We start from the raw sequence: 17,046 nt of genomic DNA, 5'->3' as shown, positions 1-17,046 counted from the left end.
GCTGTGGGTGAACGACAGATGCCGGCCCTCGGGCCGATCTTCGACCGCTGGGACGCCGAGCGCGTGGCGAAAGGGCAGAACTGGTCGAGAGTGCCGCGTGGGACTGTCGAAGGCTGGAGTGCGTTGGCCATCGACCATGTCCTCGGGGAAGCGTTCGGCGCCACCAGCGACGCTCGGGCCGAGCAGGTGCGCACCCTGCTCGGCACGCTGACCGGTGTGCTGATGACCCTGCGGGAAGCGCCGGTCCGGGCCCGCACCGAGCGGACCGAGGAGAGCGGCCGGTCCGGGATCACGATCATGGGCGTGCGCATCGGCGGGTCCTCGCCGGATCCGGAGCCGCAGGGAAAGCTGCGCGACACCACCGACCGCCGCGACCGGGTCGACGGCGGGGCGTACTTCGGCCAGCTCGGCGCGGCCTTCCATGCGATCGACCGGCTGATGGAGCTGTCCACCCCGGCCCCGCGCCCCGCCGCCCCGCTGCCGTGGGGCGCCGACGTCGAGCTGCTGCGCGTCTTCCAGGAGCTGTTCACCGCCGACGACACGATGGCCCTCACCAAGATCAAAGAAGTCCGGGCCAAGCTCGAACGCAAAGGCATACAGGTCAAAGACTTCGACGGGGCCGACCGCGACCTGTTCAACGTCGGCCCGCATCCCGACCCCGACCGGTCCGGGCCGCAGACGACGCGGCCGGCCATCGTCGGCGTACACCCGGTGTTGTTGCGCGGCGAGGCGCTGGAGCCGACCCGGACCGCGGAGGAGGAGCACTGATGAGCGACACCATGGACACCCAGGTCATCGGGTTCGATCTCGGGCACGGCGAGACGGCGCTGACGGTCGTGCAGGCGCGTGAGGACGCGGCGCCGCGGGCGCTGTCGCTGACCGGCGCGCAGGGCAAGGGACGCCAGCACATCACCGCCGTCGCGGTGCATCCCACGCGTGGCGTGCTGGTGGGGGAGAGTGCCATCACCGACGGCACGACGCAGCTGTACCTGGCGTTCAAGTCCCCGCACCTGGACGATCCGGCGATGCACGTGCCGACCCGGCTGCTGGTCGAGACGATCGTCGCCGACGTCACCGGCAAAGGCTCGGTGCGCCGCGACGGCGCCCGCCGCTGGGTCTTCGGCGCGCCGTCCGGCTGGGACAAGGAACTGCTGAAGGAGTACGCGAAGCTGCTGGCCGTGCCCGGCCTCGACGATCCCTATACGACGGTCGAGGTGGTGCCGGAGTCGCGGGCGGCCCTGCTCTACGCGCGGGATTCCGGCGAGGTGCCGGTGACGGCCGGCCAGCTGTCGGGCTCGGTGCTCATCGTCGACGTCGGATCGTCCACAACGGACTTCACCAGCGTGGTGAAGCGGCGGATGGCGCCGAGCGACCGCGGCACGGCGCTGGGCGCGGGCCTGATCGAGCAGACCATGCTGCGCCGGGCGATCGAGGCCAGCCCGCAGCGGGCGGAGATCGAGGACGCGCTCGGGGAGAGCCCGTTCCAGCGGCTGCGGCTGGAGGTGTTCTGCCGCCGGATCAAGGAGGAGTACTTCCTCATCGACCCGGCCGACCTGTCCAGCCCCAACTCGGTCATCATCAAGACCTACAAGCTGATCACGCGGACCGGCGCCGTCTACTTCCCGATCGAGGTCGGCGAGGAGGAGATGACCGCGATCCTGGCCACCCCGCAGCCGGCGCTCGGCGGGCGGTCGTGGCCGGAGGCGTTCCGCGACGACCTGATGACCGTCGCCGCCGGGCTGGCCGACCCGCCGGACTCGGTGCTGCTGACCGGCGGCGCCTCCCGGATGACGTTCGTGCAGGAGATCACCCGGACCGTCTTCGGCCCGGACCGGACCCTGCTCGGCTCGGAACCCGAGGTGGCCATCGCGCGCGGCCTGGCGCTGGCGGGCCGGATCGGCGTACGCGCCGGCGGGTTCCGGTCCGACATCACGAGCCTGACCACCGGCACCGGCATCAGCCTGCTCGTGGCCGACCGGCTGCCGGACCTCGCGCAGCGGCTGGGGGCCGGGCTGACCGAGGGCATGACCGAGCGGTACGTCATCCCCGCGTTCCAGCAGTGGCGCTCGGGCCGGATCAAGACGCTGCGGGACATGGCCGCCCAGGTCGCCAGCGAGATGCGCGCCGACATCACCCGGCCCAACAACCCGAAGGTCAACAGGATCATCTCCGACTGGCAGGACGAGATGCAGCCGGCGCTGGAGGCGTTGACCCGGCCGATCTGCAACCGCTGGCGGATCCCGCCGGCGGCGATGGCCTTGCAGCGGCAGAAGGTGAGCGGTTCCACGGAGGTCGACCTGGCCCCGAACATCACCCCCGGCACGGAGGCGATCGGGACGATGGCCACCGCGATCAACACCGTCGTCCTCGGCATCCTCGGTACCTGGCTGCTGACCAGCACCGGCGCGATCGTGCTGGCGATGGGGCCGGTCGGCGCCGTCGTCGCGTTCGTCGCCGCGATGGTGACGCTGGTGATCGGGCGGGAGGCGGCCCTGGAGAAGGCGCAGACCTCGAACCTGCCGCTCTGGATGCGCCAGCTGAAGAGCGAGGAGGGCCTGGTGCAGCGGCTCAAGTCGTCCGCCTCGGTCGAGGAGGGCCGGCTGGCCCTCCAACTCGCCAACGAGTTCCTGGAGAAGGAGGGCCCGAACCTGGGCGCCAAGATCGCGGCCGACCTCGCGCTGCGCCTGGAGGCGCAGGCCCGCGAGGCCGAGCTGCTCATCTCCTGAGCGCCGCCGGCTGAGGGTTCAGGCGGGCTGCTCGTTTCTTGAGTGGCCCGCCTCTTCTTGAGTGGCCCTGCCTTGCCGTGGGTTCAGGCGGAAAGGGCCCGGCCGGCGGCGGTCCCGTCGTGCCGGGCCGCCGCGGCCGCGAGGTGGGCGCCGAGCGCACCGTCCACTTCGGTCAGCCGGCCGCGTACCTCGTCGAGGACGGTGGTCAGGCGGGCCAGCGCGTCGGTCTCCGCGGCCGGCCCGAACGCGGCCAGCGCCGCCGCGACGGCCCGGTCGGCGGCCTCGTGCTCGCGCAGGGCCGCGACCGTCTGGTCATGCTCGGCGGTCAGCGCCGCCTGCCGGGCGGTCGCCGCGGCCAGGCCGGCCCGCGCCGTGGTCAGGCGCGCTTCCAGCTCGGCCAGCCGCGCCTGCCGCTCGGCGGCCTCGGCCAGCGCCTCCCGGGCGGGCGCGGCGAGCAGATCCAGCCGCTCGCCGGTCAGCGTCACCAGGTCGCCGGCCGCCGCGCTGAGGCCCTCGACGGCCACGCCGGCCGTGCCGCGCAACAGTTCCAGCCGCTCGTCCACCAGGGCCCGCTGGGCGGCCAGTTCGTCGAGCGCGGTCACCAGCCGGGCCAGGCGGCGCAGCTCGTGTACGCGTACCAGCAGCTCCTCGTGCTCGGCCGCGCGGGCGCGCAGATCCTCCTCCGACCGGCGTACGTCCTCCCACTCCGAGCGGGTCGCGGCCAGCCGCCCGGCCAGCGTCGCCACGTCCGTCGCGGTGCCGCGCACGTAGTCGTCGACCGCGGACCCGGCGGCCGCCGCGTCGAGCAGAGCCGGTGCGGCCGCCAGTACCGGCGCGGCGGCGGAGAACGCCTCGTCGAGGGCGATGACCGCCTCGATGGCGGTGACGCCGCCGTCGGATCCGGCCGCCGACAGCGTCGGCGCGGCCAGCTCGAAGGCCAGCCGCAGGACGCGCAGCGGTGCGTCGGCGGCATCGTCCGCGAGGGCCGCCGCGAGGTCCGCCCGCACCTGTTCGGTCATGCTCTGCCTCCGGGGGCGTCTACGGCAGGGGTGCCGTGGGCTGGGGCTGCCGCGGATCGGGGATCGCGGGCAGGGCGACGAGGACCGGTTCGCCCGCCGGGACCGGTCGCAGGACGACGAAGCCGGGCCCGGTGTGGGCCGGCCAGAATCCGAACCGGTACAGCCCGGCGGCCGGCACCGAGGCGGTGACCGACTCGTCCTGCCATCGCAGGCGCAGGGGATCGCCGGGGCGTACCTCGACGGTGAGCGGGCCGTCCGGCGCCACCACCCAGGCCGGGTACGGCTGTCCCGCCTCGACCAGGGTCAGCGTCTCGTCGACGAGTTCGCCGCCGAGCACGCGGTGCACCGGCAGCGCCAGGCGGCCCGGCGCCGGCTGCGGTACGCGTACCGCCCCCTCGGCGATGAGCAGTGCGCCCCGGGCGGCGGCGTCGGCGGGCAGCAGGACGGCGTCGGCGGTGGCGGTGTCGAGCAGTCCGGCGGGCAGCGCGCCGGCCGCCGGACCGAAGACGAGACCGGGCCGCGGCAGACCGTGCAGCGCCGAGCGCAGCGGTGCGAAGGCGGCCAGGAGTTCGCCGGCCGCAATGCCGTCGTAGACCGGCGTCCCGGCGTACCGGTCGGCGCGCGCGGCGGCGGCCAGGACCGCGAGGGCGCGCCGGTGATCGTCGGGGCCGCCACGGTCGATCGCCGCGAGGAACCGGTCGAGGGAACCCGGCCGGCCGACCGGCCGGGTCCACGCGCCGACCACCTCGATCCGCGTACCGGACCGCCGGCAGCCGACCACGCTGACCGACTCGGCGGACACGTCGCAGAGGGTGTGTACGCCGTCGACGGCCGGCTCCACGCTCGCCAGGGCGGCCGCGGCCCGGCCGACCATCTGGGCGACGGGCACGGGCCAGACCCGGTCCAGCCGGTCGCGGGCCCGTTCACCTTCGGCGGCCCCGGCCGGATCGCCGGCCAGCCACGCGTCGGGAACAGCGGCGACCACAGTGGACACGCCCGGCGGCGGTCCTTCGCCGACGACGATCACGCCGGCGGCGTCGCGGACCACGGCCTGGCGCGTGCTCAGGTCCAACCCGACATGCACGGGCAACCATCCCTGGGACTAGGGTCTGTTTCAGCATTCCGTTCGGTCACGCCGGGCCCAGCCGGCGCCCGGCGGCGTTTGATCTCCGCCGAGATACAACACCGGTATCCCGACGAAGATCAAGCCTTGCCGGATCACCGCCTGGACCACGCCGTGCCTCGACCGCAATTCTGAAACAGACCCTGTGGCCTGGCGGCGGTCGGCTCCTGCGGCGAGCGTACCGAAGAATGCGGACGGCCGGATCTCCCTGTACGGACGGGTGGATGTCGGCTTTCGGCCAGCCGCCGGGGGGCCCGGCTGGCTACGCTCGGGCCACGCGCGGCAGCGCCCCTCCAACTCGGACAGTCAGGTGGGCACGGTGGCAGACCTTGTGCAGTTCCGCACCGAGAACGGCGACGCGCTGATCGTCGAGGTCGACGAGCCGTCGGTCGGGTTGCAGCGCGTCGCGCGCAACGGCACCGCGATCGCCGAGGCCGGCCAGCGCCTGGAGCAGGCACTGGACTCGCTGCGCCCGTCGCTCGCGGCGGTCATGGAGTCGATCGCCGCCATGGCGCCGACCTCGCACGAGATCGAGTTCGGGCTCAAGCTGTCCGGCGAGGTCGGCGCGGTCGTCGCCCGCTCCACGGCGGAATGCCACTTCGTGGTCCGCATGCAGTGGGAACGCGGCGCCGGTCGATGACCACCCCGGTCCGGCCCGGCTGGCTGGTGAAGGTCCGCCGCAGCCCCGGCGGGCCCGTCGTCGGCGCGGGCTTCCTCGTCACCCGCACGCACGTCGTCACGTGCGTCCACGTCGTCTCCCCCGGCGCCGAGCCGCAACCGGTCTGGCTCGAATTCCAGTACGCGGACGCGCACGAGCCCATCGAGGCACGCGTGACGGCCGACGGCTGGCATCCCGAGCCGCCCGGGCCGTCGCTGCGCGGCGACATCGCCGTCCTCGAACTGCTCGCCGACGCTCCGCCGGGCGCGGTCCCGGCCCCGCTGCGCCGTTCCGACGACGTGGTGGGCCATCGCGCGGTGGCCCTCGGCTACCCGCTCGCCCATCCGGTCGACGCCGTCCCGGCGCTGGTGACCCTGGTCGGCGCCGCCGAGGCGGAGTGGCTGGCGTTGCAGTCCCGCGACGTCGTCGGCCAGGGCATCGAGGAGGGCTTCTCCGGCGGCCCGGTCTGGGACGAGGAGCTCGAAGGCGTCGTCGCCATGACCGTGCGCAAGGACCGGCCCGGCAAGGTCGACCAGCGCACCGCGTACGCGATCCCGGCCGACGTGCTCGCCGGCTACTGGCCGCCGCTGGCCGGGCTCGTCGAACGGGTGCTGACCCGCGCCGACCGGGAACGCCTGCAGAAGCTGCTGCAGATCTCGCTGGCCGACGACGGTTCGCTGCCGCGCGTACGCGACGCCGACATGTACGACATCGGCGTGCAGGCCGGTCCCGCCGGGGAGTACCGGCCCCGTCCCGAGGTCGACGGCCTGCTCGCCGCGGCGCTGTCGGCCGAGCCGTTCGTGCTCCTCGTCGGCGGCAGCGGGGCCGGCAAGTCGCGTACCCTGATCGAGAACCTGCGCCGGCACATGGCGGACGCGCGCCTGATCGCCCCGCTCGTCTCCGACGCCAGCGTCGAGGAGGCGACCCGGCTCGCACTGTCCTACGGCGACGGTCCGGCGGTCGTCTGGCTCGACGAGCTCCAGCTGTTCCTCGGCCCGCTCGGCCTCAACGTCAAGGCGCTGGACCGCCTCGCCCGCCACGATCCGCCGGTGACCGTCGTGGCCACGATGGACGCCGACATGTACCGCGAGATCCACGGCAACGCCGGCGTCCTGCGCAGCTACGCCCGCGGCGTCCTGGCCCGGGTCAAGCCGATCATGCTCAACGAGCGGCTGGAGGAGCAGGAGCGCGCCGCCGACCTGCTCGCCCGCAGGTACGCCGAGATCCGCGCCGAGGACGGTCCGGCCTGGGCGCTCGTGCGGGCCGCCGCCGACTGGAATCGCATGGGCCTCAACGGTTCCGTGCCCGTCGCCCAACTGCGTACGCTGTTCGAGGCGTACCTGCCCGGGACCGGTGACGAGCAGCGGTGGCGGTCGGCGCTGCTCCAGGCGGCCGAGGCACCGGCTCTGCTGGCGGCGGCCGGGGACGACGCGTACCAGGTCCACAACTACGTCCGCTCGATGGCCGACGGCGGGGACGGCGTGGAGGCCGTCGACATCCCGGCCCGGGCGTGGCCGATCGCGCTGGACGCCGCCGCCCCGCGGGAACTGCTCGCCGTCGCGTACGCCGCCGCGGCGCGCGGGGACGGCGGGACCGCCCGGGCCGCGGTCGGGCGCGTACGCGCCGCCGACGACGCCGACCCGGCCGTCACCGCCTGGGCGACGCTGTTCCTGGCCGAGCTGGAGTTCGCCGACGGCGCTTTCGCGGCGGCGAGCCCCCTGTTCGAGGAGGCCCTGCGGTCCCCGGTCCCCGAGGTGGCCGAACTCGCCCGGCTGGACTTCGGCCTGACCCTGATCAACCTCGACGCGCCGGACCGGGCCGAGCAGCTGCTGCGCGACGCGCTGCTCGCCGACGACACCACGGTCACCTCGGTCGCGCAGGCGCACCTGGCGAACCTGAAGATCTCCAGCCCGCAGCAGCAGCGCGCCATGCTCTCCACCGACCGCGGCGAGCAGCCGCTGACCGCGGAGGACCCCGAGGACCTGGTCCGCGGCACGGTCCTGCGCCGCCAGCAGGACGTCATGCGGCCGCTGGGCCAGCTCGCCCTCGGCGGCATCCTGCTCGACCGCGGCGAGCTGCGCGACGCCCGGCAGCTGCTGGAGCAGTCCCTGGCCGCCGGGGTCGCCGAGGTCGTCCCGCTCGCCCAGGCCAACCTCGGCACGCTGCTGAGCTACGAAGGCGACCTCACGGCCGGCCGGGAACTGCTGGAAGCGGCCGCCGCCAGCGACGACAGCCACGCCGTGGCCCTGGCGAAGGTCAACCTCGCCTGGTTCCTCGGCCAGGCCGGCGACCTGGACGAGGCCGCCGACCTGCTGTCCGAGGCCGCCGACGCCGGTGATGCCGAGCAGTCCGCCCGGGCCGCCGACCTGCTCGGCGACGTGCTGTCGGGCCGCGGGGACATCCGCGGCGCGCGGGAGGCGTACGAGCGGGCCATCCGCGACGGCCACCGGGACTGGGCGCCGATGGCGATGATCGACCTCGCCGCCCTCGACGCCCGGCACGGCGACACCGAGGCCGCGCTCCAGCTGCTGCGCGAGGTCAGCCGGCTGGGGCACGCCCAGCTGTCCCCGCGCGCCGGCTACATGCTCGGCCAGCTGCTCGAAGCGGCCGACGACGACCTGGGCGCGCAGTCGGCGTACCAGGAGGTGATCGCCGCCGGGCACCCGGAGTACTCCGGCCTCGCCCGGATCAACAACGCCGGCATCATCTACCCCGACGATCCGGCCCGCGCCATGGCGATGCTCGACGACGCCGTGTCCACATCGGAGCACAAGGTCGCCGCGTACGCCGAGATCGTGCAGGCGTTCGTCCACGCCAACGAGGACCGCACCGAACAGGCGGAGGCGATCTTCGAGCGGCTCGCGGGCGACGACGACGAGGCCGTGGCGTACGTGGGGGAGCTGTTCCGGATCGGTCTGGTGATCCAGATCGGCGACCTGCCCCGGGCCGAGGGGCTCCTGCGGCAGCTCGCCGCCGATCCGCGTACGCGGGACTACGGCTTCGAGCGGGTCATCACCGGCGAGCTGGCGGCGATGCTGCTCGACCGCGGCGACGCGGCGGCCGCGATCGAGCTGCTGCGCGCCTCGGTCGATCAGGACACCCCGGCGGAGATCGTCGAGGTCTTCCTCGACCAGGGCGTGGATCTGATCACCGCCGACCGCTGCGCCGACGCGCTGCCGTTCCTGCGGGTCGCCGCGGAGCACGCCGAGGGCGACCCGCCGCGGCTGGCCGCCGTCCGCACGGAGATCGGGATCGCCCTGCTGGTGACCGAGGATCTGGCCGGCGCCCGGACCGAACTCGACTACGCCTACGCGAACGGCGACGCCGGGGTACGCCCCCGGGCCGGGCGCTATCTCGGCAGCGCCCTGTCCCGGCTGGGCGAGCCCGCCGCCGCGCGGGAGATCCTCGCCGAGGTCGCCGCCGCCGACACCGATCAGAAGGCGGAAGCCGCGCTGCTGCTCGGGAAGATGAGCCTCGACGAGCACCAGCCCGACGCGGCCGTCGCGTGGCTGACCAGAGCCCGCGAGGCGGCCCGCGGCACCGATCCCGACACGTACGTCAGCGCGAGCCTGGCGCTGGGCGAGCACTATGTGCGTACCGCGCAGTTCGCCGACGGGCTGCAGCTGCTGTCGGAGCTGGCGGCCGGGGCGGGCGCGAGCCGGGCCCGGGCGATCGAGCTGCTGGCGTCCATCACCGAACCGGTGGCCCAACTCCCGCCGAAGCCTGTGCCGCTCCCGGCGCAGCCGGTCGAGCCCAGGTCGGAGTTTTCGCTTCCGCCGCTGCTGAGCGTCCTGCTCGGGGAGGTCTCGGCCGCCGAGGGGCAGGCGGAGGAGGCGGCGTACTGGTTCGCCCTCGCGGCCGCGGGCGACGACCCCGTCGGCGAGCGCGCCCGTACGGGCCTCGCCGGCCTCGCCTCCGACTGACCCGGCGGTCCGCTCGAAACCGGTCCGGCCCGGGTGCCTGCGCGTACGCGGACACCCGGGCCGGTCGCGGTCAGGGCAGGCCGAGGATCTCGACCGCGCTGAGGTTCCAGCGGTCGTCGGCCGGTGCGGTGTCGCCGATGGTGACCACCGTGCCCGCGGCGGCCGTGGCGGCCGCCGTCGACTGGACCCAGTAGGTGTCACCGGCGGAGTCGGTGCCCTGGGCCTGGATGGTCTGGCCGGCGGCCGGGGTGCGGTTGACCGACCGGTCCCAGTCGTTGCCCACCGCGAACACCCACGACTTGGCCGCCGTCGTGGTCAGGCCGACCGTGGGCGCACCCGTGGTCGCGTTGGCGCCGGCACTCGCGCCGACTCCACCGGCATTCGTGTACGCGACGACCGTGACCTGCTGGTTGTAGACGGTCCGGCCGAGCGTACTGGTGACGGTGATCTGGTTGAGCGTGGCCGGCGCGCGGGCCGTCCAGATCTCCGCCGTCCCGTGCTGGGTGTTGGTCCGCCGGACCAGCGTCCAGGTGATGCCCCGGTTGCTGGTGACGGTCGCGGACTGGGGCTGGTTGTTGGCGCTGGGCCCGTCCGCCGCCACGTACGCGACGAGCAGCTCCCCGGCGACGGTCGGTGTGATCTTGGCGGTGGCGACGTTCATGCCGGTGCCGGTGACCTTCGTGTCGATCGACGGCGCGGTGCCGGTCGGGGCCGGGTTGACCGTCAGCGTGAACGGCTGGGCGACCTGGCCGCCGACCCCGTTGGCGGCCACGAACGTGAAGTGCGCCGTGCCCGCCACCGCCGAAGGCCCGACGGTGAGCACCCCGCCGGTGAAGGTCACTCCACTGGGGAGGGTGCCGGTCACGGTGACGGCCGGTGTCGGCGTCCCGCTCGCCGTCGGGGTGAACGAGCCGCCGGTCCCGGCCGTGAAGGCGGCCGACGATCCGGACGTGAACACGGGCGCGCTGCCCGTGTAGGCGTACCGGTCAGCGGCTGTCGGTGCGCTGCTGCCCGCCGGGTTGGTCACCGTCACGTCCACTGTGCCCGGTACGCCCGGCGGGACGGTCACGTGCAGCTCGGTGTCGGAGACGACCGCGAGACCCGTGGCGGGCTGCCCGCCGAACGTGACCGCGGTCGTGCCGGTGAAGCCGGACCCGGTCACCGTCAGCGGTACGCCGCCGGTGGCGATGCCCTGGCTACTGCTCAGCCCGGCCACGACCGGTGCCGTGCCGAAGAAGTAGCGGTCGGCGTCGCCGGTCGGGCTGGTGCCGCCGGCGGTGTGGACGGTGATGTCGACCGGCCCGCTTCCGGCCGGGGTGACGACCGACAGCAGCTGCGGTGACAGGTAGGTGACGGATGCGGCCGGGGTGCCGCCGAAGGCCACCGTGGCGGCGGGGGTGAAGCCGGTGCCGGTGACGGTCACCGTGTCGCCGCCCGCGGTCGTGCCCGTGCCGGAGCTGAGCGCGGTCACCGCCGGCACCGCGGCCGGTGGTTCGCCGGCGCAGGCGAGCACGATGCTGAGCCCCACCCGGGGCGGCGGTACGGCGAACGGGCCGATCGTCACCGACGCGTTCGCCGGATCGGCGGGATCCGTGCAGCCGGGCGCGGCCGCGCGGATCTCGTAGAAGCCGGACAGGACGTCCCAGTGGAAGACGCCGTCGGCGGCCGTCGTCTGCGGGTTGGTGCCGGGCTGGATGCCGGGGTCGCCCGCCGGGACGGCCGTGAACGGACCGGTCTGCTCGCTCGCGCGGAGCAGGGTCACGCTCGCCCCGGCGACCGGGTTGCCGTTCGTGTCCTGCACGGTGCCGCTCGGGTCGATGAACAGGTTGCTGTCCGCCGGTGTGACGGTGCCCTTGCACTTCTCGGCGAGGGCCTCGGCGACGAAGTCCGCGATCGCGTTGGCGATGCCCTTGCCGACGCCGAAGACCACCGCCGCGATCAGGGCGGCGATGGCCAGCAGGGCGAGCGGCCCGGCCACCAGGGTCGCGGTGACCGCGGTGTAGATGACGGCGGACAGGCCCGCGGCGGCAAGCTTGGTGACCGTGTCGTACGACTGCTCGGTCTCGGCCTTCTTCACCGCGAGCCGTGTCTCGCAGTTGTTGTTCGCCGCCAGGTCGCGCTTGACGGCGTCGAGTTTCGCCTGCGAGATCATATCGATGATCTTGCCGGCGAGCAGGAAGACCGCACCCCGGCCGTACTTGACGAGGTTGTCGCCGGGGGTCAGCGGCGGCGGCAGCGCGGTGGCCCGGACCACCGCCCGGGTCGCGGCCGACGTGACGGCCGGGGCCTTCCCGGCCGGTCGGGTCACGGCGGTGAGTGCCGGACGCCGGCCGGACAGGGCCGTCGCGCCGCCTCCGGTGTACGCGAACCGGTCGCCCGCCGTCACCGGTGTACGCCCTGCCAGCGTCTCCACCTGGATGTCCTGCGTTCCGCTGCCGGGCGGGCTGACGGCCTGTACGTGCTCGGCGTCGAGCTGGGTGTAGTCGGCCGGTACGCCGCCGAACGTGACGCCGGTGGTGTTGGCGAGACCGGTTCCCGTGATCGTGACGACGGTGCCGCCGGCACCCGCCCCGCTCGCCGGGCTGACCGCCGTCACCGCCTCGTAGGTGTAGTTGCCGACGACGATGTCCGTGCCGCCGCCGGCGGGGGTCACCGTCACACTGACCGTCCCGGTGCCGGCCGGTGCCGTCGCCTGGATGAGGCTGTCGTCGGCCACGGAGAACGACGCCGGCGTGCCGCCGAAGCGGACCGCGGTGGCCCCGGTGAACCCGGTGCCGCCGAGCGTCACCGCGCCGCCGCCGGTGGCCGGACCGGTCGAGGGTTCGAGAGCCTCGTCCGGCAGGCAGATCACGCGGCTGCGGATGCGGGCCGCGCCGTGCATCGGGTAGAGCGCGGGCAGGACGCCGGTGTAGGTGCCCGAACCGGCGGGGGACTCGGTGAGCATGGTGGGGGTGAAGGCGAGCTGGGAGGACGTGTCGGCGCCCACGACGGCCGCGATCGCGACGCCGTGGGCGCAGCCCTGCACCGAGACGGTGGTGGGCCGGCTCCAGTTGATCCACGGCTGCGCGGTCGGGTTCGTCGGCAGGTCCGGGAAGGCGACCCCGTCGGCGATCGGATAGAGGTCGTGCAGGCTGATGTGCTGTCCGGACAGGCCGAGCGGCGGCACGGTCAGCGGCCCGAGCGTACGCGGGAACCGGCCCTGCGCGGGCGGCGGCGCGGCGGTCAGCCGGATCGAGGCGCCGGCGAGCGCACCGACCGAGTACGCCCCGGCGGCGTCGGTGGTGGCGGTCGTGCAGATGCCGCCGCCGCACGCCTCGACGGCGGCGTCGGCGACCGGGCCGCCGTCGGCGGTGACGTGACCGGTGACGGCGACCGTCTGTCCTACCGCGACGGTCGACGGCAGGGTCGTGACGCTGCCGAGGCTGTTGACGGCGGTCACCGCGAACGTGAACCCGGTGACGCCGGCCGGTACGGTGCCCGACACGACGCCCGAGTGCGCGTCCACGGACAGCCACGAGGGCGCGCCCGCGGCGAGGCTCATCACCGGCGCCGGGTGCCCGGTCGCGAGGAACGTCGAGGTGAAATGCGCACCGGCCGGCACCACGAGGTCCGGCGCGACGGAGACGAAGCGGGGCGGGCGCGGCTGGACGCTGGCGACGGCGAGCGTCGCGAACGAGCCGTCGGAGACCGCCGCGACGGCCGCGTCGTCCGGCAGCGGTACGCGTACCGCGCTGGTGCGCTGGGTCGTCGTGCCGTCGCCGACCAGGCCGCCGGAGTTCTCGCCCCAGCCGTAGAGGCTGCCGTCGACGCCGATCGCGTGGGTGTTGGACTCGCCGGTCGACACCGCGGCGGCCAGGGCCCCGCCCGGCAGGTCCACCGGGACGGGGGACTGGGCGAAGAAGTTGCCCGGCCGGTCGTTGCCGAGCTGCCGGTAGCCGTTGCTGCCCCAGCCGTACACGTGGGCGTCGCTGCCGACCGCGAAGCCGGCGATGAAGTTCATCGCGATGTCGGTGGCGCCGATGTCGTCGGGCAGGCTGATCCGGTGTGGTGTGTAGAACGTCTCGCCGGTGCCGTTGCCGAGGATCCCGTTGAAGTTCAGGCCCCACGTGTAGATGTGGCCGTCGGTGCCCAGGGCCGCCGTCGCGTCGTTGGCCGCCGAGACCTTCTTGACGGCCACGCCACCCGGCAGGGTCACCGGGACCGGCGTCGTCCGGTTCATCGTGCTGCCGTCGCCGACCTGGCCCGAGGTGTTGAAGCCCCAGCCGTACAGGTGGCCGTCGTCACCGATCGCGAAGGCGGTGTGCGCGCCGGAGGCGGTCACCGCGACCGCGCGTACGCCGGCGGGCAGCGGCACCACCCCCGGTGTCGAGCGGTCGGTCGTCGTGCCGTCGCCGAGGTCGCCCTGGCTGTTGTAGCCCCAGGCGTACAGGTGGCCGTCGTCGCCGATCGCGTACGAGGACTCGTTCCCGGCGGCGACCGCGACGGCGGAGACCCCGCCGGGCAGCGGGATGGCGACCGGCGTGTGATGCGGCAGCCCGGTGGCGTCGCCGAGACCGCCGTACGAGTTGTCGCCCCAGCCGTACACCTGGCCGTCGGACCCGAGGGCGAGGCTGGAATGGGTCCCGCCGGAGACGGCCGCGAACGACGCCCCGCCCGGCAGGCTCAGCGCGGCGGGCGCCGTACGCAGGAGGCCGGAGCCGTCGCCGGTCTCGTGACCCCAGCCGTAGCCGAGGTACTCCGGCAGCGGATCGGCGTACGCCGACGGCGGCAGGACGGTGATGCCGATCATGGCGCACAACGCCGCGATCAGCCCGATGATCAATGGTCGGGAACGCACGTGCGATCTACCCCCACGGTTCGGACGCGACAGGATGCCGCTGTGCGCGGAACGTAACCGGGCGGGGACTCCGCGTTCCATGGATCCGGGGTGATTCTGTTCGTCCGTCCACCCAGGACGGACTAGGTTGCCGGAGTCCGCACCGGATCGGGGACGTGTTTCACGCGCTCGGCGTCCGGCGTACGCCGGATCATCGCGGGCGCCCGGCCGGAGGGCACGCGGCAGTCGGGTGGACGGCTCGCCCCCGGGCCCGCTTAATGACCGAGACGGTTCCTGATCAACGCGTTAGGGTTGTGATCATGCTGGAGACCCAACGCGAACGCGTACCCCTCGACGACGGCGGCGAACTGGACACCGGCCTCGCCTTCCTGTCCTTCGGCCGCGCGTGCGTCCTGAAGAAGGTCGCCGGGCTCGACGAGGAGCAGCTGCGCCGCCGCCTGGTCGTCTCCGACACGACGCTGCTGGGCCTGGTCCAGCACCTGACCGCAGCCGAGCACTACTGGTTCGCCTACACCCTCGGCGGCGACCCCCGGTACGCCGACGTCGACTTCGACATGGTGGTCTCCCCGGACCGGTCCGCGGACGAGATCGTGGCCGCGTACCGGGCGGCCATCGACGAGAGCGACGCGCACATCCGGGCGGCGGCGGGGCCGGACGCGCGTACCGCCCAGCCGGTCGGCGACGAGCCGCGTACGCTGCGGTGGGTGCTCGCCCACATGACCGGCGAGACGGTCCGCCACGCGGGGCACGCGGACATCCTGCGGGAGCTCATCGACGGCGTGACCGGGCGCTGACCAGCGCGGCGGCGGTCCGAGCCGACAATGTCGGATCTGGACCCTATGCTCGGGTACATGACGATCAAGCGTATGGACAACGTCGGCATCGTCGTCGACGACCTGGACGCCGCCGTGGCCTTCTTCGCCGAACTCGGCATGGAGCTGGAAGGCCGGGCCCCGATCGAGGGAGCCTGGGCGGGCAGGGTCGTCGGCCTCGACGACATGCGTACCGAGATCGCGATGATGCGGATCCCCGGCGCCCCGGGCAGGCTCGAACTGGCGACGTACCACAACCCGAAGGCGATCGTCACGGAGCCGGCGGTCATCCCGCCGAACACGCTCGGCCTGCACCGGGTCATGTTCACCGTCGAGGACATCGAGGACACCGTCGCCCGGCTGCGGCCCTACGGCGGCGAGCTGGTGGGCGAGGTGACCCGCTACGAGGACAGCTATCTGCTCTGCTACCTGCGCGGGCCGGACGGCATCATCGTCGGACTGGCCGAGGAGCTCACCTGAGCAGCGTCTCGTGGATCTCGGCGTCACCGATTTCTGGTAATGCCTGAAATCACGTGATTTGCCAGCTTGGTGGTCACCTCGGGCCGCGGCCGGACTGCTGCCCCAAATGTGGCCCCCACCAGGCGAAACAGGCCCGAGAAAAAGGCCGGGTTTCCCTGCTGAGGGGTGGGCGACGCGGGATGCGCTGCCTAGCATCGGCCCATGCGCCGCACCGAAGCCCCCCATGAAGCTGCTGGTGATCACCATCGATCGGCGATACCCGGGCCGGGAACCCGGCCCGCACCCCGCCACCGTGCGGCGAGCGGGCGGCCGGTCACCCTCCGCCGGCTCCTCGCGGTCGGCGGGCTGGCAGGGGTCATCTCGCTCGGCATGGTGGGGGGAACGCCGGCCTTGCCGGACCGTGCCGGTGAGACCACGCTGAGTGACATCAGCGAGCACCGCGTGATCGCGGCGGAGGGGGAGACATCCCGATCCGCCGGCCGGACCACGAGCGCGCCGACCCCGACTCCCTCAGCAACCCCGACGGCTCCGGCGTCACCGAGGACGGCCACCTCCTCGGCGGCCCCGACAGCCCGGGTGTCACCGGTTCCGGCTCCTTCCACCGGCGGATCGGGCGGTCCACGCACGGATCGGACCAACCTGTCGTACAGCGCCGGCGGCGTCACGTCCTCGTATCACCTGTACGCGGCGGGGCTGAACTGGACCAAGCCGGTCGGCCTGCTGGTCTACGCCGACGGGTCGGGCGAATACGGATTGAAGAACCCGTCGTCCACCTACCTGCTCTCGGGCACCAACGGCATGATCGCCGTCGCGAAGCGGCGGAACATGGTCCTCCTGACTCCCCTGGCGCCCGGCACAGGCTGCCCCGACGGTGACGGCACCTGCTGGTACGAGACGTCGTCGGGCTACACCCCGACGCAGAAGGCGGCCTGGTCGCACAACCTGGTGGAGTACGTGAAGAGCCACTACGACATCGACACGGCACGGGTCGCGCTGGGCGGATACTCCTCGGGGGCGCAGTGGCTCACGGAGTATTTCGCACCCGCCTACGGTGTGCGGACGATGACCGACGGCGTGGGCGTCGCGATCTCCTACGGTGGCCGTTGCATCGCCACACCGACGTTCACCGCCGCGTACAAGGCCGCCGTGCCGTTCGTGTGGGACGTCGGCGATCAAGACCCGGCCTGGACGGACTCGTACGGCGTCAAGGCCGGTGAAGCGTGGTACCGGGCCAACGGATTCACGACGCAGCTCCACGTCGTGCCCGGACTGGACCATGATCGATCCGGCCAGTTCGGCGCGATCATGGAGCGGGCGATCCAGGAACAACTCGGGGGGTAAGGCGGCGACCTGCACCGTCGTCGGCGGGGGCGTCCCCAACCTGTCCCGGACCGTCTTCAGCCCTGCGCCGGCTGGGTACGCGCGAGGCGTACCCAGCGGGCGTCGGCGGCGGTCTCGAACATCTCGG

General features: G+C 73.5%; 10 protein-coding genes. 7 read left to right on the top strand and 3 right to left on the bottom strand.

Annotated features, from left to right (window positions below; genetic code table 11):
• Positions 1–3 precede the first annotated feature (3 nt).
• Both G401_RS0103425 and G401_RS0103420 read left to right on the top strand, forming a co-directional pair.
• Positions 4–768 carry a hypothetical protein gene (locus G401_RS0103425; RefSeq protein WP_157545267.1) on the top strand — a complete coding sequence of 255 codons (765 nt, stop codon included), beginning with the start codon at positions 4–6 and terminating at the stop codon, positions 766–768.
• Entirely contained in the window at positions 768–2,726 is a 1,959-nt protein-coding gene (locus tag G401_RS0103420) for an Hsp70 family protein (protein ID WP_027341404.1), read from the top strand. The genes G401_RS0103425 and G401_RS0103420 overlap by 1 nt, the downstream gene beginning before the upstream one ends.
• 83 nt (positions 2,727–2,809) lie before the next feature.
• Here the strand turns inward: G401_RS0103420 and G401_RS0103415 are convergent, their stop codons facing one another.
• Both G401_RS0103415 and G401_RS0103410 read right to left on the bottom strand, forming a co-directional pair.
• Positions 2,810–3,745: a hypothetical protein gene (locus tag G401_RS0103415; RefSeq protein WP_027341403.1), complete on the bottom strand. Its 936-nt coding sequence runs from the start codon at positions 3,743–3,745 to the stop codon at positions 2,810–2,812.
• A 19-nt stretch (positions 3,746–3,764) separates the two neighbouring features.
• Entirely contained in the window at positions 3,765–4,829 is a 1,065-nt protein-coding gene (locus tag G401_RS0103410; RefSeq protein WP_157545265.1) for a hypothetical protein, read from the bottom strand.
• Between the two features lie 358 nt (positions 4,830–5,187).
• On the opposite strand from G401_RS0103410, the gene G401_RS0103405 reads away from it, so the two are divergent.
• Positions 5,188–5,508, top strand: a complete 321-nt coding sequence (locus G401_RS0103405; protein WP_027341401.1) for a CU044_2847 family protein — start codon at positions 5,188–5,190, stop codon at positions 5,506–5,508.
• Positions 5,505–9,449: a tetratricopeptide repeat protein gene (locus G401_RS0103400; protein ID WP_169734139.1), complete on the top strand. Its 3,945-nt coding sequence runs from the start codon at positions 5,505–5,507 to the stop codon at positions 9,447–9,449. The genes G401_RS0103405 and G401_RS0103400 overlap by 4 nt, the downstream gene beginning before the upstream one ends.
• 70 nt (positions 9,450–9,519) lie before the next feature.
• Here the strand turns inward: G401_RS0103400 and G401_RS52290 are convergent, their stop codons facing one another.
• A complete protein-coding gene (locus G401_RS52290; RefSeq protein ID WP_169734138.1) occupies positions 9,520–14,286 on the bottom strand; it encodes an IPT/TIG domain-containing protein in 4,767 nt (1,588 codons plus the stop codon).
• A 299-nt stretch (positions 14,287–14,585) separates the two neighbouring features.
• Between G401_RS52290 and G401_RS0103390 the strand changes: the two genes are divergently transcribed.
• The 3 genes from G401_RS0103390 to G401_RS0103380 all read left to right on the top strand — a co-directional run bounded on the left by G401_RS0103390 (position 14,586) and on the right by G401_RS0103380 (position 16,919).
• On the top strand, positions 14,586–15,080 hold the full coding sequence (locus G401_RS0103390; protein WP_027341399.1) for a DinB family protein: 495 nt from the start codon (positions 14,586–14,588) through the stop codon (positions 15,078–15,080).
• Between the two features lie 57 nt (positions 15,081–15,137).
• Positions 15,138–15,578, top strand: coding sequence for a VOC family protein (locus G401_RS0103385; protein WP_027341398.1), 441 nt, complete (start codon positions 15,138–15,140; stop codon positions 15,576–15,578).
• A 576-nt stretch (positions 15,579–16,154) separates the two neighbouring features.
• Positions 16,155–16,919: a hypothetical protein gene (locus G401_RS0103380; RefSeq protein WP_027341397.1), complete on the top strand. Its 765-nt coding sequence runs from the start codon at positions 16,155–16,157 to the stop codon at positions 16,917–16,919.
• Positions 16,920–17,046 lie beyond the last annotated feature (127 nt).

The sequence above is a fragment of the Hamadaea tsunoensis DSM 44101 genome, assembly GCF_000428945.1.
GTDB lineage: Bacteria > Actinomycetota > Actinomycetes > Mycobacteriales > Micromonosporaceae > Hamadaea > Hamadaea tsunoensis.
Note: the sequence above shows the minus strand (reverse complement) of the source record. Positions and strands in the feature narration are given on the sequence as shown.

Excerpts from the sequence above, each read along its gene's own strand:
- G401_RS0103390 (WP_027341399.1), top strand. The coding sequence starts at position 14,586 with ATGCTGGAGACCCAACGCGAACGCGTACCCCTCGACGACGGCGGCGAA.
- G401_RS0103420 (WP_027341404.1), top strand. The coding sequence starts at position 768 with ATGAGCGACACCATGGACACCCAGGTCATCGGGTTCGATCTCGGGCAC.
- G401_RS0103400 (WP_169734139.1), top strand. The coding sequence starts at position 5,505 with ATGACCACCCCGGTCCGGCCCGGCTGGCTGGTGAAGGTCCGCCGCAGC.
- G401_RS0103415 (WP_027341403.1), bottom strand. The coding sequence starts at position 3,745 with ATGACCGAACAGGTGCGGGCGGACCTCGCGGCGGCCCTCGCGGACGAT.
- G401_RS0103385 (WP_027341398.1), top strand. The coding sequence starts at position 15,138 with ATGACGATCAAGCGTATGGACAACGTCGGCATCGTCGTCGACGACCTG.